Source organism: Kitasatospora sp. NPDC094028 (genome assembly GCF_049543595.1).
GTDB lineage: Bacteria > Actinomycetota > Actinomycetes > Streptomycetales > Streptomycetaceae > Kitasatospora.
Map to the genome: position 1 here is coordinate 1 of NZ_JBMVFA010000043.1, position 20,054 is coordinate 20,054.

A 20,054-nucleotide genomic window follows, 5' to 3' on the forward strand; every position below is an offset into this window, starting at 1 on the left:
CCCGCGGAGCGGGTATCCCGGCGGCAAGCCGCCGGGCAGCGAACGCCTTCGCTTCGCTCCGGCGGAATTCCCGCGCAAGCGCGGGAATTGAATTCCGCAAGCGGAATTCTAAAGCGATCGGAAAACCCGCTTCGCGGGGTTTCCGGGATTCCCGCAAGCGGGAATCCGATGGCGGACTGGAAGGGGTGGGTGCATCATGTGTGGCACTGTGTAGGCTCAGGAATCCCAAGGTATCCTCGGCAGTTCACTTCCCGTGACCTCACTTCCGGTCAGGGCCAGCACCTCCTGTTGAGCCCAGTGGACTCCGCTTCGCTCCGCCCACCCTGACCGCTCGTCACCCCAACCACGGAAACTGTCGATACGGGAGAAGCATGCCACCAGGAGTGGCCGGCCCATGCCTAATATCGCCCGCATCACTCGGGAGTGTGAGTCAACCGTCAATCCCGATGTATCACAGTGATGCACTGTGTAAGTTCAGAGATTGAATGCCACCACCCGAGGGCGCAGTGACTCGCCCCTCATATCCCAGTCAGCGAATTCTTTTGAGTGGCAGGAGGATCAGATATAGAAATGGCGGATGAAATGGCGGAATATTCAGGCAGGGCAACCGTCGAAAAGCGGCGCCGGGTACACCTGGCCCCCTCGCATCGCGCAGCTCGTGGACGGTGGCGAGCCCGTCGTGCCGATCCTGCGGGGCGGGGTCCGGAGCCCCTGCCGGGGCTTCCGCACAGCTGGAAGCCAGGCACACCCGGCGGCAGGGCATTCCTCCCGCAGTCCGGCCAGGCGCAGCGAAGCGAGCGCGGCACTGCCGGATCGGCCGTAGGCCGATGCTGTGCGACGGCCTAGTGCCCCGCGATAACGCCAGCCGCGATCTAGATAAGGAGAGAGCTGGCATCGCCGCAGGTCAGAGGCTTGATGGGTCTGACGATCTGTCCCGGCTGGGGGGACAGATCGCGTTGGTTGTGTCTCTCCTGAGGGTGCATAAGGTGGCCAGAATGTCAGTGTGGCTGACACCAAAGCGATAGGAATGTCAGCGTGGCTGACATTTGTTGAGAGTTACTCAGGTGAATGTCCGGGTGCTGCGGATTGCCCGGGCTGTCCTTCGAGCACGGAAACGCCTCCCGTTCCGTTGGTGCTGGAGCGGGAGGCGTGGGGTGAGGCGGGGTTAGCTGACGGCGTGGAGGGTGCCTCGGCGCTTAGCTGCGGCGGCCTTCTTCGCGGCGGCCTGGGTGGCGCGCTTCTTGCGCTGCTCGGCGAGCTGGTCTTGGTAGGCGGCGACCGCGTCTTGGTAGGCGGCGATGAAGCCGGGAGCGTCAAGGCGGTCGGCTTGGGGCATCTCGCTGACCGCCAGGACGGCGTCCTGCGGGGAGTTGTAGCCGGCCAACATGGCGTTGATCTGGTAGACGCCGTTGCGGATCTTCCTGACGAGCTTGGCGAGCTCCAGGGTGCGCAGTGCGGCGTTGGCGCTGGGGCGGCTGAGGCCGAGCATCTCGCCGACTGCCGCCTGGTCGATGGTGATCCGGCCGCCGGGTTCGCTCAGGGCGCGGAGCTTGAGGAGCGCGCGGTAGGCGGCTGGCGGGAGGTCGAGGTCGGCCAGGAGGCCGTCGGCGTTGACTGCGGCGAATCGCAGCTGGCTCACTGCTCGGTTCCTTCCTCTCGTGCGGTGCGCTCGCGGCGGCGTTGGGCCCGCTGCCGGGACCGCTCCTGGCGCAGCTCGTCGATGGCCTTGCGCATGTGCTCCAGGGACGGGTAGCGGACCAGTTCCGGCAGGGTGGCGTCCTTTCGGATCTTGGCGATGGTGTCATGCTGCTCGACGCGAATGTACTCGGGCTTGCGGCCGGCGGTCTCCAGGCCGGGGATGTACTCCGCGGCGCGGTAGGAGAAGGGCGGGTTGAACTGGTAGCAGCCGCGCTTGACCTTGAAGACGATGCCGTGGCTCATGACCTCTTGCAGGGCTTCGGAGGCCTTGGTGCGGGAGACGTCGAGCACGGTGGCCATCTCGTCCTGGGTGAGGACGATGCGGCCGCCGGCCCGCTGGCAGGCGATCAGCAGCAGGATCAGGCGCAGCGGCAGTGCCTCGCGGAAGTACTGGGCGATCAGGAAGAAGAACTCCAGGCTGTCCATGGAGAACGCGTTGGGCCGGTCTGGGGTGCCGTAGAACTCGACCGGGGCCCGTTCGCCCTCCAGGGTCAGCTTCCGGCTCGGGTAGCGCCGGGCGACGTCGTCCAGGTCCCGCACGGGGGACAGCGGCCGGGCCCACGCCAGGATCGCGTCGTCGACTGGCGGCTCCGACCTCGGAGCGCGCTTGGCGCCGGCCGGACGGCTCTCCTCGGGCTCGAGGGCCACGTGGTGCTCCTATCCTCAGTGATCGCTCGGATCAGCAGTATGTCAGCCTGGCTGACAGATATGTCGGCGGTGCCGACGTTTTCCGCGTGTTGTGTCCCCCTAGGAGGGACATATCTCTTCCCGGCCCGCATCGAGCGGTAGCCAACTGCCTCGGTGGGACTGGCGTCTTGCTCTGCTGCTTCGTCAGCTCAGGACGGGGTGATGGTGGAGCTGGTCAGTGGAAGGCGAAATCGATGTACTCGATGTCGCTCATGGCCACCCGCAGGTCGATGGCGCCGGGGCCGCTGGTGTGGAAGTAGGCGTCGGCGAGGGCCTCAGCGACCAGGTCGGTCAGCTGTTCCTCGTCGGCGCCGGCCTCGCGGGCCGCGATGATGGCGGCCGCGTGGGCCGGGGAGACATGCTGGGTGATCTGGCGCCTGCGTGGGTCGTCGGAGGTGCCGGCTCCGGCGTCGAACCCGAACCGGGCCCGGGTCTCGATCGTCAGCCCGCCGCTGTTGGCCGCGTGTTCGCGGACCTGGGCGCGCACGTCTTCCTGCCAGTGCTCGCAGGTCTCGTCCTGCAAGGCCTCCCTGGCGGCCGTACGCGGCTTGGTGACGGTTCCGGCTCGGTAGCGCTGCACGGTGCGCTGGGAGACGCCCAGGCGGGCCGCCAGGGCCTTGGTGCCGCCCGTCTCCAGGGCCGCCCGCATCCACGTCGCCGGCGGCCGGGTCCTGCCCAGCACCGCGACCATGCGCCCGGCCGGCGGCGGGACGGGCGGGTGGTCCGTACGAGCGAGAGGCCGTGACGAAGGCCCGCGGGGCCGGGTTGGGCCACGCATGGACAACGCCGTGTTCGACCAGGCCGTCGCCGTGATGAAGCGGCTGGCCACCGCGCAGGACGGCTACCGCTTCGTCACGGTCGACGGAGTGGAGCAGGAGGTCGGTCTCGCCGAGCTGGAGGCCGCCTTCGACGCCTTCCATGCCTTCTGGGCGGAGACCGCGCGGCAGGGGCAGCGGGTCGACCGCGACCTCGCGGACGCGGTGGCCCAGGAGCAACTGACGGGACGGCGCAACGAGCTGATCGAGCGCGACGAGCAGGGCCGCCCCGTGGCGCTGCGGCGCCTGACGAAGATGACGGCCGAGCAGATCGAGCGGGCGAAGGAACTGCTCGCCGATCCTGACCGGACCATCGCCTCGGTGGCACGGGAGCTCAAGGTCTCGCGCTCGACGCTCTACTACGACATCCCCGGCATCACCGGCCGGCTCCTCGCCCGGACGCGACAGATCGCTGGCGGCCGCTCATAGGGACCAGGCAGAGACGGCACCGCCCGCGGTCCCACGATCGGGTGAGTCCCGAGAGCGAGACGCAGCACGCCGATCGGGCCGACTGTGCCGGTCCTAGGGCTTCATCGCTGCCCGGATCGGGTCGCGCAGTCGGCTGATCTCCGCAAGCGCCGCCCCCTGGTCGAGCCACTGGAAGGCCCGGATGGCGGGTTGAGCGACCGCGTCCGTGCAGACGGAGACGGCGAACCGGACGAACTCGGCAGGGGCGTGCGGCATCATGATGTCGGCTCCAGCGGAGTCCTTCTCCCAGGTGTAGGAGTAGTAGATGCGCCAGAGTTCCGCGTGCGCGGTGCCGGAGACGAAGGCATAGGGACCGTTCCGGGGAGTCTGTCCGGTCTGTTCCATGAACCTCGCGACTCGCTCGGTGTAGCCCAGTGGCCTCTGGCCCTCGGCGCCAACCCAGTTCCCGTTGGTGCTGAAGTCGTCCTTGACCATGAGCTCGGCTCGGTCCTGATCTGTGTCCGCGACGGTCTTGCCGTAGTCCGAGCTGACGGCGTAGCCCATCTTCGCTGCGGACTTCTCGAGGGCGTTGGCGGTTTGCCGCTGCAGGAGCAGCCGGCGAACGACGCGCTGCCGGCTCCCGATGCCCGGTTCAAGGAGCCACCAGGCCTGCGCGGCGGCCTCCAGCGCGTTGCGCACCAGAGTCTCGATGGACATCACGGATCGTGGACGCAGCAGCAGCAGGGTGCGGACGGCATCGGCGTGCTCGAGTGCGGCGCGCAGCAGGAGTTCGGTCACCGCGAGCGTGGTGCTGGCGGGGTTCACGCCCCAGGGGGTGCCGTCGCTGCGAAGCAGTGTGGAGGTCTGGGCTATCTCGCAGGATGCGGGTGACTGCCAGCTGGGTCGCATGTGGCCAACCACGCGTCGGCTGAGGGTGTCTACGAGGTCGCCGAACGGTGCTGCCCAACGCTCGATGTGAGTGGCCGTGAGGGCGGTGGTCGTCGGCGGTGCCGGGTTGGTCATTCAAGCCTCCGAGCGCCCCGGGAGATGGTTGGGGGCACTGAAGGCACGGTAGCGGAGCCCTCCACGGTTGTGGAGGGCTCCGTTCATGGAATCTGAATTCCTGCTAGTACTGCACGTCGATTGCCTGGATTCCGGTGAATTCGACTTCGAGTCCTTGGGCTCTTCCGCCGTCCTTGAAATACACATCCTGGAATCCCTCGGCCATGATGTCGCGCATCTGTTGGTCGCTGGCTCCCTGGTCCTGAGCGGTGAAGAGGCGGTCGGCGTACTCCGGGGGGAGGTGGACGGTCAGGTGCCGCAGCCGGGCCTCGTCGGTGGTGCCGACCGGGGCGGTGTAGCCGAAGTAGGCCCAGACCTCGACGGTGATGCCGCCGGTGGTGGCGGCCTTCTTGCGGGCCTGGCGGCGGATGCCGGGCTGCCATACCCGCTGCAGCTCGCGGAGCAGGGCTTCGCGCAGCGCGGCGCGCGGGTGCTTGCGCTCGCCCTTGAGGTAGCGGCGCACGGTGTTCGGGTCGACGCCCAGGCGGTCCGCGACGGCTTTCTTGTCGCCCTTGGCGGCCTTGACCAGGGCCCGCATCTGGGCCTGCGCGGACTTCGGCAGGGTCTGGGTGAAGTGCTCAGGTGCGGCTCGGTCGATGGCGTCGGTGATCTCCTCCACGGGTCTCTCCTACTTCCCGTCGACGTCGTTGGCGTCGTAGCCCTTGATGTGGCGGGCCGGGTTGACGGGCTGGTCGCGCTCGAGCCAGTCGACGACGGTCAGCATCTGCTGCACGCCCTCGACCTTCGCCAGCCCCGGCGTCGCACCGAGTCGGAACGTTCCGGGCAGCACGCCCTTGCCGGAGCCGGTCAGCGGCAGGAAGTCCAGCGGCGAGGCGCCCGGGGAGGCGTAGACGACGCAGTCGTTATTGACGCCTAGCGGGTAGCGGCCGTTCGCCTTCGCCACGTTGGCCATCTTGCGGTGCATGTTCACCCGCGCCTTGGCGATGACCGCGGCCCGGATGTCCGGGCGCCAGGTCTCCCGCTCCAGCGCCGGCCACGGGTCACCCTTTTTGTAGGTGACGCCCTGGGGGCGCTCGCGCAGCTTGCCCAGCCCGAACTTCACCGTCGACTTCACCGCGGAGAGCACCATGGCGATCTGGTGGTGGCGCCAGATGGCCGCGTGCAGCTGGTCGTCTCCCATCGCCGCCAGGTGCCCGAGGCCCTCGTCTGTGAGTGCGGTGCGCAGCGCGTCCAGGTCGGCGCTGGCGCTCTTGAGGAGGCGGTGGGCGGTCATCGCGGCGAGGAAGGCGCGCTCGTCGGTGTCCTTGTCGACGGGGATGCCGGCCTCGGCCATGGTGGTCACGTAGGCCTCGCGCAGGCGGTCGTGCCAGGGGTCCAGGTAGGCGCCAGCCTTCTCGCGCAGGTAGGCCTCGATCGGCTGGACGTCGTGGCCGAGCTCCTGGGCGTAGGCGACGGTGGGGGTGGCGTACCAGGCCGGTCCCGTCGGCGGCTTGCCGGTGGGGGTGAACGGGGAGGGCAGGCGCGGGTCGGTCGGGATGTGGGACAGGTCGACGAACCAGGAGCCGGGCTTCTTCTTGTCGAACACCGGGTTGGTCACGTGGATCGGGCCGGACAGGCCGACGCTCAGGCGGGAGGCCGCCGCGAGGTAGGCGGTGTTGATGTCGATGCCCACCGCGAACGGCTCGATCATCTCCGCCTCGGAGAGGGTCTCCACCGGGCGGATCCACTGGTACGACTCCTCGTCCAGGAACCCGCCGGTCCACTCCTGCGCGGCCGGGTGCTCCGGCGGAACCTCCGGCGGCGCCGCCTCGACCACCTCGGTCAGCGCGCCCGGCATCGGCCCCGACACCCACCCACCCGTCGCCTCGTCGCGCACCGCCCGGGTCGGCGGCCGCAGCGCGGTCATCAGCTCCAGGCCGCAGGTCGCGGTCGAGCCGCGGGGGGTGATGACGCGCTGGGCGTAGACGCCGAGCACGCGGGCCAGGTCCGGCGCCGGCAGGTCGGCGGCGTTGCCCCAGGCCCGGGTGTCCAGGGCGCGCCAGGGCAGGATCGCGAGCTGCACGCACTGGCGCCGGCCGTCCTTGACCGGCCGGTAGATCCGCGCCCACGGCCCGAACCCGCGCCTCGTCAACTGCCACTTCGAGCGGGCCAGCGCCTTGACCGCCTTGTGGTCCTCCGGCAGCCGCTGGGAGCGGCGGGTCGCCGGGTCGTCGTCCAGCGTGGCCGGCAGCCCGAACTTGGCGGCGGCCTCAGCGGTCAGCACGATCAGCGGGTCGCCGTCCTTGCCAGCACGGTGCAACCGGGCCGTGCCCAGGCCGGACTCGCCCAGTGCCCAGGTGACCAGCTGCGCCAGCGTGGTCGCCGGGCACTCCAGGAGGAGGCCGCCGACCCCGTAGGCGACGCCGTCGCCGTCCAGGACCACGAGCGGCCCGTTGGGGTACTGGCCGTCGAAGTACGGGGCCGGGCGCGCGGCGCGGCGCAGCGGCTGCTTGCCCGGGCGCCCCGCTGCGGCCCGGACGGCGGGCGCCTGCGGGGCGACCTCGGCGGGCTCCTCCACCGCGTCGGCGGCGGGCGCCGGCTCGGCCTCCACCGGCGCGACCGGGGCGGGCACCGGGGCGAAGGCCGCCGGTACCTGGTCGACCGTCGAGGCGGCCGGGGCGGTCTCGGCGGCCGGGTACTTCGCAGCCCAGCCTTCCAGGAGGCGCGCGTACGCCTCCAGGCGCGGCGGTTTCGGCGTCGAGCGGCCGTTCTCGTAGTTCTTCACCGTCTGCGTCGTGGACCGAAGCACCTTCGCCAACTGCGCCTGGGTGACCCCGGCGGCCTCCCGAAGGCGCGCCCGCTCGGCCGGCTCCGGCAGCTGCGGCCCCGGCTCCTCCCCGGCCAGCAGCGCGTCCACCGCCGCGAACAATTCGTCCTGCGTGGGCATCAAGCCTCACCTCCAGGACCAACCTAACACATCATTAGCCATTCCAGTTATCTAGTTCCTTTGCCCTCTTTCTTTAACCCTTGTTGAATATTGTTTTCAGATAGATACTCGCCGGTCCCTCCAGTGCGCGAACAGCACCCGCCAGTGCCACCGAGCCCGGCTCGGCACCACCCACCCCGCGTCCGGCAGATCCCCCGCCAGGTCCTCCAGCACGATCCGCACCGCCAGGTCCAGCCAGCGTGGCCTGTAGCCGTAGTGCAGCAACAGCTCCCGCAGTTCCTCTGCCGTGGCCGGCAGCCGCTCGTGCCAGTGCGCGACTCGGAACTGTTCCGCCGTCAGGGGTCGGCTCAGCAGCACGGGCACCGCCAACTCGGCGAAGGCGCGGTCCTTCGCCTTGTGGCGGCTCATGTCGACGGGGCCGCGCAGCTCCTGGTGAAGCTCGCGCGCGCCCTCGGTCCAGCCGCTGTTCACCGCCAGCGTGCGCGGCCAGGGCGAGTTGACGCCGTCGTCCGGCTCCCGCGTCACCTTGACCCACAGATGCGGGGCCCGACTGGGGTCGCCAGCCGCAACAGGTGCCGCTCGGCCTCCGCGTCGTCGCACAGCGGCCCGATCTTCAGCCACGCCCTCCCCCGCATCGTCGGTTCCTCCGTCACCGGCGCCCAGTACACATACGGCAGCACCAACTGCTCGTGCACCGCGTGCAGCCGCTGCTCGTACTCCCCGACCGTCAGCCCGAGATAGGCGATGTGTCCCAGGTACCTGTCCAGCTCCACCGCCCCGCTGCGCCACAGCGCCCGGTGCAGATCCCCCGCCAAGCTCTGGAACATCCCTGCGGGCAGGCGCAGCGCCGCCTCCAGCGAGCCGAGCCGGGAGTTACACATCCGGCAGAGCGCGCCCCTCACCTTGTCCGTGGCGTGGTCGTGGTCGACCTCCTGGGACGGGAGATCGCACAGCTCGCACCTGGGCCGCTCGGCGAGGAACGCGACCTTCGCCTCCGGCGACATCCTGCGGTACTCCATGGCTCACCCCTGGTGATCGACGCCTGACATGGCGTCACTACAGTGGCAGCCGCCTCCGACAGCACCGCCGGACGATTGCGGCCCCGGAACTCGTCCCTGTGTTCCCGCCCGCGGTACCCGGGTGGCGACGTAGCGTGTCGGCGAGTGTGCCGTCCGGTCGGTGGCCCGACCCGAGCGGAGAATCCGGCACAGGGCCTCAGACAGGACGAGCGAGTGGCGACGAGTGACCAGGACCCCACGCTGGCGGTGCGATGCCCCCGGTGCAAGGCCCAGCCCGGCGTCATGTGCGGCGGCCGCAGCAGCGCCCATCCCGTACGACGCGGTGCAGCCCGGGACGGTGCCGCGGTCTCACGCCCCCTCCACCAGCCGGCCGTTCCCGCGCCGGCCGTCCGCGCGCCGTGGGACGGCTACTACAACCCCGAAGCGCCGCAGTGGGACGACGACTCCAGCAGGCCCGGTCCTACCGAACTCCACGCCTCCGCCCTGGGACCCGGCGAGCACGAGATCCTGTGCTGCGCCGCGCTCCGGACCGCGGACGGGTGCCCGGTCTGCGACCGGGTCTGCTGGCTGTGCGACGCGCGCGCGGGCCGGGCCTGCCGCAGCATCCCGTCGACGCGCCGGATCGCCGGCGTCGCCCACATCGCTCGCCTGTGGGACCTCGACTGGGAAGAGACCGAGGAGTACCTCGACGCGATGACCCGCCCCTGCCCTCACTGCCAGGCTCAGACCGGGCAGTTGTGCCGCACAGTCCCCCGCGCCGACGCCCGCGCCCACCTCGCCCGACGCCCCCATCGGCAACGCTGCTGAGCCGACCTCGGACCACGCTCTGGAGCAGAAGGTCGTCTTGCGGGTGGTGGCGAGATGCTCTGTCCGGGTGAAGTCCGGCCGCCGTGCAACCGCGGTGTCCCTCAGACGGCGGACACGGTGTCGGATGCCTTTCGGAAGGTGGGGCCATGAGAACTCCCGCAGCCTCCACCGGCCCGGCCTCCCGCGGCTCGGCGACCAAGGTCGGCCGGCCGTTCGCCCGGTCGCTCGCCGAAGCCCGCCCCGCGCTGGTACCGACCTGGCACCCGGACCGCAACGGCTCGCTGACACCCGACGCAATCGCGGCGAAGTCTTCCTTCGACGCCTGGTGGCGCTGCCCGGCCGGCCACGAGTGGCAGGAGAAGGTCGCGCAGCGGGCGATGATGCCCAGGTGGAAGAACGGCGACGTCGCCGCCTGCCGACACTGCACGGACTCCCGCGTCCTGTACACCTACCCGGGCTGCGGGTGCACCGTGAAGGTCACCGCCGAGGCTGCCGAACGGCACAAGGCCGCGGCGCACCCGCGTTGCTTCCGCTGTCACACCACGTGGTGGGCCGAGAACGAGGCCAGGATCAAGGCCAAGATGGCGAGGGTCGCCAAGGCCTCCGCGCCGAAGGCGGCCAAGCTGCTGGACGAGGTGACCTTACCGCCCCAGGTCCCGCCGCCGCTGGTCGCCGAGTGGCGGTTCTGGGCGGCCAAGCACCTGCAGGGCGCGTTCGGCGCCGAAGCGGCTCTCGACAACCGCGAGGGTGAGGTGAACGCCGTGCTGGTGCGCGTGACCGTCCAGGCCGCGGTGCTCCTGCCGACCAAGGCGGAGGCCGGACGGGCCTCCGCCGCCGGCGGCGTGCTGAAGATCCTGGACCACGCGCACTGGGCCGAGGGCTGGCTCCACTACCTCACCGGCCGAAAGCCCCGACCCGTGGACGCGGACGAGTTGGACGAGGTGACCGGCGTGTTCCGCGGCTGGCTCACGGAGTGGGCCGAAGAAGCCCTCACCGCCGTGCGGGCAGAGAAGGCCGTGCCGGAGACCGCGGCGATCACCCGGATCCTCACCAAGGAGGTCGGTGAACTCGGCCGCAGCCTGAGTGACCCGCTGTTCGGCATCCCCGCCCAGCCGTACCGGGAACTCCGCCTGCCGGTCGTGCCACCCGGCGCGACCCGGTACGGCCGCCTGGACACCGTCATCCGGCAGATCGGCGCCCGCGACATCGTCGTGGAGATCGACTCCGCGCCCAACCCGGGCTCCGCCGCCAAGCTCGCCTTCGCCCGCGACGCCGGCGCCGTGCCGATCTGGATCCGCTTCGGCAAAGGCGGCATCGACGCCCCGGACGGCGTCGCCGTCATCGACCTCCGCGCGTCGGTCCGCGAACTCCAGGCAGCAGCTGGGTAACACGCCCACCCGGTAGCCAGGGTCCTTCCCTCCAGGGCTTCCACGCCGAGGTCGGGCAGGCCCACAGCGGCTGCCCAGGCGTGCGGGTCGGCGGTCGCGGGACCTGCGGCGAGCGCGAGCATCAGGCCGATGTCCGGGGCCTCCGCCACGGTTCCCCGGGCGAGCCCGCCGTGTGGCAGCAGCGTGGCGAGCGGCTGCAGCACCGGCAGGACACGTGGCGCGGTCGTCTCGGGAGCGGGCTTGCGGGGAAGTCCCCTCCAACAGGGCGGCCAACCGCGGGCCGCGCTCGGCCTGCGGCCCGGCACCCGCGGCCGCCGGGCTCACCGCGGGCCTCCGTCCCCGCCGGCCGTCCCCACGTGCCCGAGGGCTGGGACCGGCAGGAGTGCGGCGACGTCCGCGACCAGCCAGGCCGCGTCCCTGCCCTCGCCCCAGCGGGCGTGCACGATCCACGGCAGGTCGGGCCCGGGGCGGCGCTGCTCGGTCACCACCGCGGAGCGCCACCGACCGCCGGTGCGCAGCCAGGCCAGGCGCCAGCAGCGGCCCGCGTCGTCCTCGGCGGGCGGGCCGGCCATCTCCGGTGGCACCACGACGGCGTCCCGCCGCAGGTGCGGGGCGGGTTCGGCGGGCTCGGGCAGTGGGCGGATCGCCGCCGCTTCGTAGAGGAGCCAGGCCCACGCCTGGCCGGGGCCGCCGTCCGGGCCCCAGCGCACGTGGACGACCCAGGTCGTGCTGGTGGGCGGGCGCCGCCACACGGTCAGCAGGGCTGGCCGCCACGCGCCGCCGAGACGGACCTCCACCAGCCGCCAGCGCCGGACGTCGTGGGACAGCCCGGGCAGGGTCATCAGCTCGCGGGGAGCGGGCCGAGCGTCACCCGGCTCGCTCGCCGGGGTCGCGGAGGTGGCGGGTACGGCGGTCACACCTCATTGTTCGATAATTTGTTCGAGTGATCAATCGTCAGCAGTTCGCGCTGCCCATCACCGGTCTTCCTCCGGTTGCGGGGCGAACTGCACCGATGCCATCCCGTGCAGCACCTCGCCGGCCGCGATGCCCTGTTCGAGGCGCCGGGCGAACAGGGCGAGACGCGCCGCGGGCTCCAGCTCGATCAGGCCGGGCGGCCAGGTGCCCGGCGGCACGACGATCACCACGGCGACGGCCCGGCCCCGGGCAGCCGCCGTCCAGCCAGGCGACGTCTCGACGCGCGTGTCCGGCTCCCACACCTGGCGCCCGCCGACCAGCACCAGGCGCCGCACCTGGCCGCCACCCACCTCGATGACGCCGCTGGTGTCCGGGGGCTGCCCCGCCGCGAGCGTGAAGCCACTCTCGGCCGCGGCCTCCACCAGATCGGTGTAGAGGTCCTCCCCGACCTCCACGATCATCTCCGCGAACGGGGGCCCCTGCGCCGCCTCGCGCACCGCCAACGCCCACACCACCGGAGCCCCGGCCCGGCCGTCATCCCTCTCGTCATTCACAACCGCTTCAACGACCCACCACCCTCGCGGGAACCTGGCGGCCCGCACCTGGCCCGGGTGGCGACGGCTGGCTTCTCAGCTGTGGCGGGGGTGCGCGAGCGCGAGGATCTCGGCGTGCACGGCGGCGGCCTCGGTGCCCATCACCGCTGCGATCTCCTGCGCCCGCATGGCGAGGGCGTGGTGCAGCAGCACGATGTCCTGCTGGCGGGGCCCGAGGTGGACGAGCGGCCTGAGCGGGCCGGGGCCAGCGAGCAGGCACACCCGGTGGCGCAGTGCCTGCCAGGCGAACGCGGCCGGGTTGGCGCGGGCAGCCTGTGCCCATTCATCCTCGAGGTAGCCGCGGGTGGCGCGCAGTGCGAGGTGAGCGTCGTCGGGGGCGAGGAGGAGGTCGGCGTAGGCGTGGTAGCGGTGGTGGTGGAGGTCGAAGAGGGCGTGCGGGCCGAGGGTGTGGTGGTGGGGCGGGCCGGCGGGGGAGACGGTCTCGGGGGCGAAGTCTGGGGGTGTGGTGGGCATGTTCTCTCCCTCCTGGTGCGGGGTGGTTGCCAGGGCCGGGCCGGCCGCCGCTGGGCGGCCGGCCCGGCGGGGTTCAGCCGAAGACCGCCGGCACGGTCGAGCGGGAGGGCCCGTGCTCCGGAGTCCAGTACGGGTCCTGGGCGACCTGGACGTGCTCCCACAGCGGGCGCACCATGTCGGCGTCGGCGTTGAGGGCGCCGACGACGCCGCGGATGACGGGCCAGTCGGGCAGGGAGGCCGCAGTGGCGTGGTCGTCCAGGAGGCCGGTGACCTCCCGCGGGGTGAGGGGCCCGTCCACGCGCTCGCACACCAGGGTGGGCGGCGGGCTGAAGGCGGCCAGGTGCAGGCCGCGCATGGCGGAGCGCAGCGTGGCCAGGGCTTCGGCGATCAGGTCGGCGTCGTTGCGGCGGATCACCGGGGGGCGTGGGCGGGCGCCCTGGGCGGTCTCCCAGAGGATGCGCACGTCCGCGGGGTTTCCGCCGCACCGTTCGGTGATGGCCCTCGCGACCGGCCAGGAGGGCATCTTGTGTCCGGACAGGACCCGGCTGACGTACGACGGTGACACCCCGGTCGCCGTCGAGAGCGTCCTGAAGGTGGTACCGGAGGCGCGCTGGAGGTGGGACAGGGCCCGGGAGAGGCAGGCGGTGTCCCGGCGTTCGGCCGTGCGGCCCGGTGGCGCTTCGCCCTCGGCGGTGGCGCCGCCGTCGGCCTCGGCCTCGCCTGCCTCCTGATCCTGGCTCTCGACGGCCGCCGGGTGGGCGAAGGCAGCGGTCAGGCCGGCCTCGACCGCGAGGCGGAAAGCCGGTTGCTGGGTCCGCGCTCGCAGGCTTCGGCCCTGGCGTCGGCTGAGGAGGTGCTCTTCGGTGTAGCGGCGCCCCGCCGCCTTCGCGGTGAGGTGCAGCGTGCCGCCGATCGCTTCCCAGCCGTTCTTCTGATGGCGGGCCTGCCGGACCGCGTACGCCTTGAGGTCCTCCAGGTCCTGCTCAAGCAGCGAGATCTGCTCGAGGACCCGCAGCGGCTGCCGCATCCGCGTCAGGCGGTCGATTTCCACGCCGCGCTCGGCGACGGAGCGGGAGACCGCCACCGCTCCGGTGTCGCGGGCGAGCGCCAGCTTGCCCAGCCTCTTGTCCTTGCGGCTGATGGTGATTCCGACCTTCCGGCACTCCTCCGTGCAGTACTGCGGGGTCCGGCCGCGGCTGTTGGGGCGCGGGAACGTCGCCTTGCACCGCCTGCAGGTGATCATCGGGTTCGACTTCATCGTGGTGGATCTCCTCGCCCGGCCGCGCCGCGCTCGCGGGACGCGGCCGGGCACCTGGGGCCGTGACGGCCCCGCCGATGGTGCGGGGGAAACACTCCGGTGATGGGCCCGCCGGAGCGCAGGCCGGGCCGCCGCGCGCGCTTCTTCCGGGCGGCGGCCCGGGCCGTTCACAGGCGGGCGCGGGCGCCCAGCCGCAGGTACGAGCCGTGCAACCAGGGCAGGAGCCCGGCCACGGTCATGGCCGGAGACGCTCCGCCGAGCGCGGGCGCGAACAGCAGCGGCGCAATGAGGACCGCGGTCGCGCCGGTGACCCGGACGTTCACCACCAGGTCAACGGCCAGCCGCCGGCTTCTGGTTTGGAGACCCGCCGAGCGCGGGATGTTACGGTCGGATGCACCGTCCGGCGGCGCCTGCGTGCTGCCGGACCTGCTGCGGAGTAGGGACATCAGTCCTCCTCTGAACGTGGCGAAGGTGAAGCGGCGCCCCGGCATGCAGTTTTCGACGACCGGCTGCCGGGGCCCGCAGACCAGTGACAGTAGCTGCCACAACACGCACAGTGGTAGCCGCGCAGGTCATTAATGCGATTCCCCGTCATATCGGCTAACCCGTGCGCGAATTTGGCTGAACATCCGGAAAAAATCCGCTATGGTCCGGTCGCAATCCGCCCCGAAACGGACCGACCCGGTCAGACCTCGCAGCGACACCGACTTTGACGTGTTCGCCTGGTTTACCCCGCTATGACTCTGCGCCACCGACCCCGCAACGGCGCGGCCCCTACCGAGCGCTCGGGCCCCTACACCCTCGGCAGGCGACGGGGCGACAGCCCACCGGCAACAACCGGCATCTGGGCCGCTCACCTGACCCCTGCCGGGCTGCGGTGGTGCGCGTGCGGCCGAAGTCGCCTTCGCCAGCGCAGAATTCGCGACGATCACGGCAGTGGGCGCGGTACGGTCGGCCCACCCCGTCGACGCCCGGAGGCCCGCCATGGTCTCCACACCCCCTGCCACCCGACCCGGATGGGACGACCTACCGCCCGACGTCCGTACGGCCGTCGAAGAACATGCCCGGGCCCAGGTGATGAGCGTCGACCACCAGTCCAGCAGGCTCGCACCGGGCATCGCCGCACGCCTGCATCTCGCAGGCAGCGGCCGGGTGTCCGTCAGGGGCGTGCCAGCCGAGGACCGGCGAGCGGCATCCTGACGCCTTACCAGGAGCTGCAGAACCGGGCCGAGACGGGTAAGCCCGGTGGTCCGCTCGCCGGTTCGCACCCGGAATTCCCCCGAAGTGGGCATGATCGGACCACACAGGATCCGAAGGGGGGCGGGAGCATGGCCAAGACCGTCTACACGATGCTCGAGGCGCGCACCCAGCAGGGGATGAAGATCCGGGCCTCCCGGACCGAACCGCTTCCCGCAGAGGCGAAGCCCCTGCTGTGCCGCTACTGCGAGGCCAACGTGAAGCGGGTGCGCGCCCACTTCAAGGGCGAGGACGGGCCCAACCCCACCGAGGTCGGCGCCCACTTCGCCCTCTACCCCAAGCAGCACCACGCCCCCGACTGCGGATACAACCCCACCGAGGTCGTCAAGGCCATCGCCCGCGGCTCCCTCGGCCTGGCCCAGGCCGAGGACGGTGGCCGGCTGCGCCTGGTCGTGCCCGGCGACCTCGGCTCCTCCATCGTGAAGCCGCCGCGGCCCGCAGACGGCGAGGCCACCGCGGGCACCCGGACGCTCACCTTCACCACTACGCGGCCCCTGATCCCGCCGGCGCTGAACTCCGCCGCGAAGATCGTGCACTTCCTTCAGCTGCACGGCTTCAACGACGAAGCCGTCGAGATGTTCTCCGTCGTCTACGGCGACGCCACCAAGCCGATCCCCTGGCACCGGTTCTGCTACCACCCCGACACCGCCGCGGACCTCCACCAGATCCTCGCGGGCGGCCCCCCACGGCACCCCGTCGCGTTCTACGGCACCGTCACCACCGTTCAGAGCAAGGGCGGCAAGGCGTACGCCACCCTCGCCACCGACCAACACCCGCACGACGGCGGCAAGACCTTCAGCGTCCGCCTGCGCACCCAGCACCCCGCGCTCCTCAACCAGCTGCGCCCCGGCCGGCACATCCTCGCGATCGGCACCTGGAAACTCTGGCCGGAGGCGAACGAGGTCCGCCTCTGGCTGGAAGCCCACTGGCAACTCGCCTACTGGGACACCGACCCCGGCACCGGCGCGCCCTGCGGCATCTCCTGCCCCCGGCCGCTCCCGCCCGGCCCCCGAACCGCTCCTGCTCCCCCGCGCCGCACCGCCCCTGCAGCGCCCAGCCGCCGGCCTGGAACAGCCCGTACGACAACACCGGTGCGCCCGCGCCCGCTCCCCCAGGCCCGACCCGCCCCCGTACCGAACGACGACACCACGCCGAGCCGGCAACTCCCCGCCGCCCTCTCCGGGGCCGAGGCGGAACCCGCCTCGGCCCCCACCCCGCCCGCCGAGGCGGCCTTCGCCGTCCGCGCCCGGGCCACCGAACCGCCGGCCACCGTGCAGCCGCTCCCCGGCAGCGAGCAGGACCACCACGAGCCGTCGACGAGCCCACTGACCGCACCCGCCGAACCAACCCCTGTGGAAGGTCCAGGACGCGTGGCGGTCCAGCACCCTCTCCCGGAGCCCGACGACTACCTCCTCGCTCCACCGGCACCCGCCACCCCTGCGGCGCCCCGGCCGGCCAACGCCCCGCCGCCTCCGCCGCACCCCCCGACCGTCCACCTGCCCGGCTACAACGGACTCCCGGAACAACTGCGTCCCGGCCACCAAGGTTGATCGCCTGTGTCGCAGGGGCGGCGATCCCGGCCGCCGCGAAGCACGTCGGCCCGATCACCTCAACACCTGGCTCCCGGACCTGCTCCTCCGCGCAGGTCCGGGAGCCGAGTGTCGTGTGCCACTACAGGGCGAGGGCGTACCGGTAGACGGTCCGCAGCCTGGCGCGGAGGGTGGCGTCGGTGATGGTCTGCAGGGCGGTCTCGTGGTCGCCGGTGACGATGCGGAGCTGGGTGCGCTGGCGGTCGAGGTAGGCGGTGAGGAAGGTGTGGGTCTCGTCGCTGGTGGTGGGCAGGACGGCAGCGACGTAGAGGGAGACCAGGGAGAACGACCAGCAGCCGTGGAGGAATCCGTAGGCGGGCCGGTGGGTCTTCTTCCAGGGGGAGTAGAAGGTCTGGGCGTTGTCGATCTCGCAGCCGGTGGCGGTGAGGGCGTCGTTGAGCCAGTTGTGGCCGGCCTCGTGGACGAGGTCGCGGGCGACCATGATGGGGTTGTCCGGGACGTAGTCGAGGAAGACAGTGCCCGGCATGCGGCTGATGGTCCAGGAGCGCAGGGGGCTGCCCAGCGGCTTGCCGGTGAGCAGGCACACGACGGGGGCGTGGGCATCGACGAGTTCGCCGAAGCCGTGCTCGGCGGCGAGGGCGGCCGACTCCAGGGTGAGCTTCTGCAGGTGCTCTGGGGCGGCCTGGGTGGCGGGGCCGAGCACGTAGTACGGGGTGTCGGAGATGGACGAGGTGATCAGGTTCTCCTCGCCGGGGGCGACGGTGAGCGGACCGGTCGGGGCGAGGTCGGTGGCGCCGGCGTGCTCGGTGTACCAGGCGAAGGTGTCGGGGTCGTTCGTGCGGGCGGCGTGTTCGGCGCCTTCGAGGCCGTGGTGCGCGAGCGCGTAGGCCGCGGCGGTGGGCTCGGGCGCGGTGATGGCGCGGCCGACGGCGCGTGCGAGGGCGTGGTGGATGCGCTGGGTCTTGGCCTGGTGGAGGTCGTGGATCGCGGGCATGCGGAAGACGGTGCTGAGGTCCATCGCGGTCTCCTTGGCGGGGAAGGGGTGGGGCCAGGGCTTGCGGCCCTGGCCCCGGCTGGGTTCAGCGCGTCGGATCAGGCGTGGACGGTCGGCTCGGTCGGCCAGTCGTCGGCGCCCTCCCGGGAGGAGTGCATGGTGAAGCGGACGGACCCGTCGTCGCGGAGTTCCTCGACGGCGTCGAGGAAGTCCTTGGCCCAGGTGTCGTTCTTCATCGCCGGTTCCTTCTCTGCGTGGGCTTCTTGGGGTTGGGCTGGGGCCGTACGGGCTGGTCGGGGGTGCGCGCCCCCGTGGTGTGGGGGTCACGCGACGGCCTGTGGGGCTGCGACCGGCTGGGTGCCGGGCGGGAGGGGGCAGGCGCACGGGCGCCCTTCTGTGGGGGTTTCGGCTTCGAGGGCGGTCAGGAGCTGGGCGGTGGCGTCGTCCAGGGCGGCGAAGTAGGCGGCGCCGGGCGTTTCGGAGGTGGGCAGGAGCCGCAGATCGAGGACCGGGTGGGTGCGGCCGGTGGTCTCGCAGGTCAGGTTGTTGCGGGCGATCAGGAGGCGGACGGCGGGCGGCACGGCGGGGGCGCATCGGGTGGCGGCCCGGCACAGGGCGGCGGCGGTGGCGGCGCACTCGGCGCTGTTTCGTGGGAGGAGACCGACCTCGCGGGTCTGGCTATTGCGGGTGCCGTCGTAGTGGTGGCCTTCGCAGCTGTCGTAGGTGACGAGGTGCCAGCGGCCGGTGAGGTGGTCGACGAGCGGTTTGATGCCGGACTCGATCGCGTCGTTCCACTGCGGGTGGGCGGGGTCGAGGTCGTCGGCGGGCTGGGCGGTGGGGCCGGGCAGGCCGGTGGTGTTGATGTTGCCGAAGGCGCTGGTGACCAGCTGGGCCGGGTGGCGGGCGGCTTGGGGGTTGTCCCAGGTGGTCAGGAAGGCTTGGACGTCGCGCATCCGGTTGACGGGAGTGGGGCGCCAGCGGGCGGTGCGGCACCAGGCGCCGTCCGGGTGGGCGGGGTCGGCGAGGAGGGCCGCGGTTCCGTCGATCAGGCGCATGCGGTGGTCGCAGTAGGCGTCGTGGTGGCCGGCGAGGTTCATGCGCCAGCGGGTGGCGATGCAGCCACCGCCGCAGGTGGTGCGGTAGTCGCAGGTCAGGCAGGCGGTCATGAGGCTCTTGCCCTGGCCGAGCAAGTTGGAGCCACGCTGGGCCGTGATGATGTCGGCCCGGATGGTGGCGGGCGTCAGGTGGGTGAGCCGGGCCTGGGGCCAGGGGAGTTCGTCGCAGCTGCCGAGCCGGCCACCCGGGTAGAGGGTGAAGACGTGGTCGCACTTCATGTCGGAGAAGTGGCAGAACGACGCCCCCAGGCCCCGCAGCCGGCGGATGGTGGGGACGGCCGGGGAGAGCTTGAGGCGGCGGAACAGGCCGGTGGTGATCCAGTGCTGGGTGAGGCTGAGCACGAAGTCGGTGTACTGGTCGGGGGTGATGGCCCAGGCCGGGCCGCCGGGCCGGTTGAGGGCGGCTTGCTGCAGGGCCCTACTCGGCGGGCGGCGGCTGCCGGTGTGCGTGGTGGGCCGGGTGACGGCGGTGTCGAAGCACGGTACGACGCTCACCGAGGTGACGGCGGTGAACGCGGCCAGGTGGTCGAGGATTTCGGCGGGCCGGCCGAGGACCGCGGGGGTGACGGTGGTGATGATGCCGCAGGTCCGGCCGCGTTCGGCCAGCAGTTCCAGGGCCTTGACCACGAGCGGGTAGGTGGGTTTGCCGTCGTAGCCCACGCGCCAACGGTTGCCTTCCGCGTCACCGTCCAGGGAGATCCCCAGCTCCAGGCCGGGATAGTGGGCGTCGAACAGGTCGAGCCACTCGGCGTCGAGCTGGACGCCGTTGGTCTGCAGGGACAGGCGCTTGACCTGCGGCATCGCCGCCAAGGCCCGCAGCAACTGGGCGATGTGCTCCTTCCCGGCGGTCAGCGGTTCGCCACCGTGCAATTCGATGGCGAGCGGACGGCCCGCGAAGAGGTTCGGGAGAAGCTGGACCTGGTCGTCGCTGATCCGCGCGCCGCCGGGGCCTTCCTTGCGCTTCTCGTAGCAGTGCAGGCAGTCGATGTCGCAGGTCTCGCCGCGGACCTTGAGGATGAGCGAGACGGCGTCCTCGTCGGAGGTGTCCAGCGACCGGTACAGGTGGCCGATCTGCTCGTTCGGGCTGGTGGGGTGCATCGGGTGCCTCCCAGGGGAGAGGGCGGGCT

20 protein-coding genes and 1 pseudogene are annotated in these 20,054 nt (G+C 71.7%); 4 read left to right on the plus strand and 17 right to left on the minus strand.

Features of this window, described 5'->3' with window-relative positions; genetic code table 11:
* Positions 1-1,165: 1,165 nt before the first annotated feature.
* The 3 genes from ACPC54_RS37200 to tpg (ACPC54_RS37210) all read right to left on the minus strand — a co-directional run bounded on the left by ACPC54_RS37200 (position 1,166) and on the right by tpg (ACPC54_RS37210) (position 3,067).
* Positions 1,166-1,639: a MarR family transcriptional regulator gene (locus tag ACPC54_RS37200; protein ID WP_498971300.1), complete on the minus strand. Its 474-nt coding sequence runs from the start codon at positions 1,637-1,639 to the stop codon at positions 1,166-1,168.
* Positions 1,636-2,346: a hypothetical protein gene (locus ACPC54_RS37205; protein WP_498971301.1), complete on the minus strand. Its 711-nt coding sequence runs from the start codon at positions 2,344-2,346 to the stop codon at positions 1,636-1,638. Before ACPC54_RS37205 ends, ACPC54_RS37200 begins: the two co-directional genes overlap by 4 nt.
* A gap of 214 nt (positions 2,347-2,560) precedes the next feature.
* Entirely contained in the window at positions 2,561-3,067 is a 507-nt protein-coding gene (gene tpg, locus ACPC54_RS37210) for a telomere-protecting terminal protein Tpg (protein WP_498971303.1), read from the minus strand.
* 94 nt (positions 3,068-3,161) lie between these two features.
* On the opposite strand from tpg (ACPC54_RS37210), the gene ACPC54_RS37215 reads away from it, so the two are divergent.
* A complete protein-coding gene (locus tag ACPC54_RS37215) occupies positions 3,162-3,629 on the plus strand; it encodes a helix-turn-helix domain-containing protein (protein WP_498971305.1) in 468 nt (155 codons plus the stop codon).
* 93 nt (positions 3,630-3,722) lie between these two features.
* Here the strand turns inward: ACPC54_RS37215 and ACPC54_RS37220 are convergent, their stop codons facing one another.
* The 5 genes from ACPC54_RS37220 to ACPC54_RS37240 form a co-directional block, all read right to left on the minus strand.
* A complete protein-coding gene (locus tag ACPC54_RS37220) occupies positions 3,723-4,631 on the minus strand; it encodes a hypothetical protein (protein WP_498971307.1) in 909 nt (302 codons plus the stop codon).
* Positions 4,632-4,734: 103 nt separating this feature from the next.
* Positions 4,735-5,289: a telomere-protecting terminal protein Tpg gene (tpg, locus tag ACPC54_RS37225; RefSeq protein ID WP_498971309.1), complete on the minus strand. Its 555-nt coding sequence runs from the start codon at positions 5,287-5,289 to the stop codon at positions 4,735-4,737.
* Positions 5,290-5,298: 9 nt separating this feature from the next.
* On the minus strand, positions 5,299-7,557 hold the full coding sequence (gene tap / locus ACPC54_RS37230) for a telomere-associated protein Tap (RefSeq protein ID WP_498971311.1): 2,259 nt from the start codon (positions 7,555-7,557) through the stop codon (positions 5,299-5,301).
* Between the two features lie 96 nt (positions 7,558-7,653).
* Complete coding sequence (locus tag ACPC54_RS37235; protein ID WP_498971312.1) at positions 7,654-8,082, minus strand: hypothetical protein; 429 nt, start codon at positions 8,080-8,082, stop codon at positions 7,654-7,656.
* On the minus strand, positions 8,079-8,576 hold the full coding sequence (locus tag ACPC54_RS37240) for an endonuclease domain-containing protein (protein WP_498971314.1): 498 nt from the start codon (positions 8,574-8,576) through the stop codon (positions 8,079-8,081). Before ACPC54_RS37240 ends, ACPC54_RS37235 begins: the two co-directional genes overlap by 4 nt.
* Before the next feature lie 213 nt (positions 8,577-8,789).
* On the opposite strand from ACPC54_RS37240, the gene ACPC54_RS37245 reads away from it, so the two are divergent.
* Positions 8,790-9,383 carry a zinc finger domain-containing protein gene (locus ACPC54_RS37245; RefSeq protein ID WP_498971316.1) on the plus strand — a complete coding sequence of 198 codons (594 nt, stop codon included), beginning with the start codon at positions 8,790-8,792 and terminating at the stop codon, positions 9,381-9,383.
* 146 nt (positions 9,384-9,529) lie between these two features.
* Positions 9,530-10,771, plus strand: a complete 1,242-nt coding sequence (locus tag ACPC54_RS37250; protein ID WP_498971318.1) for a zinc-ribbon domain-containing protein — start codon at positions 9,530-9,532, stop codon at positions 10,769-10,771.
* A gap of 38 nt (positions 10,772-10,809) precedes the next feature.
* Here ACPC54_RS37250 and ACPC54_RS37255 read toward each other — a convergent pair.
* The 6 genes and pseudogenes from ACPC54_RS37255 to ACPC54_RS37280 form a co-directional block, all read right to left on the minus strand.
* Positions 10,810-11,076: pseudogene (locus tag ACPC54_RS37255) on the minus strand (ImuA'/RecA-like NTPase); the annotation flags it as partial.
* Between the two features lie 15 nt (positions 11,077-11,091).
* Positions 11,092-11,688 (minus strand): hypothetical protein, encoded by a 597-nt coding sequence (locus tag ACPC54_RS37260; protein ID WP_498971320.1) that lies wholly within the window; start codon positions 11,686-11,688, stop codon positions 11,092-11,094.
* 57 nt (positions 11,689-11,745) lie between these two features.
* Entirely contained in the window at positions 11,746-12,240 is a 495-nt protein-coding gene (locus tag ACPC54_RS37265; RefSeq protein WP_498971321.1) for a hypothetical protein, read from the minus strand.
* Positions 12,241-12,315: 75 nt separating this feature from the next.
* Positions 12,316-12,753, minus strand: a complete 438-nt coding sequence (locus ACPC54_RS37270) for an RNA polymerase sigma factor sigma-70 region 4 domain-containing protein (RefSeq protein ID WP_498971323.1) — start codon at positions 12,751-12,753, stop codon at positions 12,316-12,318.
* 73 nt (positions 12,754-12,826) lie between these two features.
* Positions 12,827-14,011 carry a helix-turn-helix domain-containing protein gene (locus ACPC54_RS37275; protein WP_498971325.1) on the minus strand — a complete coding sequence of 395 codons (1,185 nt, stop codon included), beginning with the start codon at positions 14,009-14,011 and terminating at the stop codon, positions 12,827-12,829.
* A gap of 167 nt (positions 14,012-14,178) precedes the next feature.
* The gene (locus ACPC54_RS37280; RefSeq protein WP_498971327.1) at positions 14,179-14,457 is read right to left on the minus strand and encodes a hypothetical protein; all 279 of its coding nucleotides are present in this window, start codon (positions 14,455-14,457) and stop codon (positions 14,179-14,181) included.
* Positions 14,458-15,339: 882 nt separating this feature from the next.
* Between ACPC54_RS37280 and ACPC54_RS37285 the strand changes: the two genes are divergently transcribed.
* Positions 15,340-16,818: a hypothetical protein gene (locus ACPC54_RS37285; protein ID WP_498971329.1), complete on the plus strand. Its 1,479-nt coding sequence runs from the start codon at positions 15,340-15,342 to the stop codon at positions 16,816-16,818.
* Between the two features lie 121 nt (positions 16,819-16,939).
* On the opposite strand, the gene ACPC54_RS37290 is transcribed toward ACPC54_RS37285, so the two are convergent.
* The 3 genes from ACPC54_RS37290 to ACPC54_RS37300 all read right to left on the minus strand — a co-directional run bounded on the left by ACPC54_RS37290 (position 16,940) and on the right by ACPC54_RS37300 (position 20,025).
* Positions 16,940-17,836: an aKG-HExxH-type peptide beta-hydroxylase gene (locus ACPC54_RS37290; protein ID WP_498971330.1), complete on the minus strand. Its 897-nt coding sequence runs from the start codon at positions 17,834-17,836 to the stop codon at positions 16,940-16,942.
* 74 nt (positions 17,837-17,910) lie between these two features.
* Positions 17,911-18,048: a hypothetical protein gene (locus tag ACPC54_RS37295; protein ID WP_498971332.1), complete on the minus strand. Its 138-nt coding sequence runs from the start codon at positions 18,046-18,048 to the stop codon at positions 17,911-17,913.
* Positions 18,049-18,135: 87 nt separating this feature from the next.
* Positions 18,136-20,025 carry a radical SAM protein gene (locus ACPC54_RS37300; RefSeq protein WP_498971334.1) on the minus strand — a complete coding sequence of 630 codons (1,890 nt, stop codon included), beginning with the start codon at positions 20,023-20,025 and terminating at the stop codon, positions 18,136-18,138.
* Between the last annotated feature and the right edge of the window lie 29 nt (positions 20,026-20,054).

Excerpts from the sequence above, each read along its gene's own strand:
- ACPC54_RS37215 (WP_498971305.1), top strand. The coding sequence starts at position 3,162 with ATGGACAACGCCGTGTTCGACCAGGCCGTCGCCGTGATGAAGCGGCTG.
- ACPC54_RS37220 (WP_498971307.1), bottom strand. The coding sequence starts at position 4,631 with ATGACCAACCCGGCACCGCCGACGACCACCGCCCTCACGGCCACTCAC.
- tap (WP_498971311.1), bottom strand. The coding sequence starts at position 7,557 with ATGCCCACGCAGGACGAATTGTTCGCGGCGGTGGACGCGCTGCTGGCC.
- ACPC54_RS37240 (WP_498971314.1), bottom strand. The coding sequence starts at position 8,576 with ATGGAGTACCGCAGGATGTCGCCGGAGGCGAAGGTCGCGTTCCTCGCC.
- ACPC54_RS37250 (WP_498971318.1), top strand. The coding sequence starts at position 9,530 with ATGAGAACTCCCGCAGCCTCCACCGGCCCGGCCTCCCGCGGCTCGGCG.
- ACPC54_RS37270 (WP_498971323.1), bottom strand. The coding sequence starts at position 12,753 with ATGCCCACCACACCCCCAGACTTCGCCCCCGAGACCGTCTCCCCCGCC.
- ACPC54_RS37275 (WP_498971325.1), bottom strand. The coding sequence starts at position 14,011 with ATGAAGTCGAACCCGATGATCACCTGCAGGCGGTGCAAGGCGACGTTC.
- ACPC54_RS37280 (WP_498971327.1), bottom strand. The coding sequence starts at position 14,457 with ATGTCCCTACTCCGCAGCAGGTCCGGCAGCACGCAGGCGCCGCCGGAC.
- ACPC54_RS37285 (WP_498971329.1), top strand. The coding sequence starts at position 15,340 with ATGGCCAAGACCGTCTACACGATGCTCGAGGCGCGCACCCAGCAGGGG.
- ACPC54_RS37290 (WP_498971330.1), bottom strand. The coding sequence starts at position 17,836 with ATGGACCTCAGCACCGTCTTCCGCATGCCCGCGATCCACGACCTCCAC.
- ACPC54_RS37295 (WP_498971332.1), bottom strand. The coding sequence starts at position 18,048 with ATGAAGAACGACACCTGGGCCAAGGACTTCCTCGACGCCGTCGAGGAA.
- ACPC54_RS37300 (WP_498971334.1), bottom strand. The coding sequence starts at position 20,025 with ATGCACCCCACCAGCCCGAACGAGCAGATCGGCCACCTGTACCGGTCG.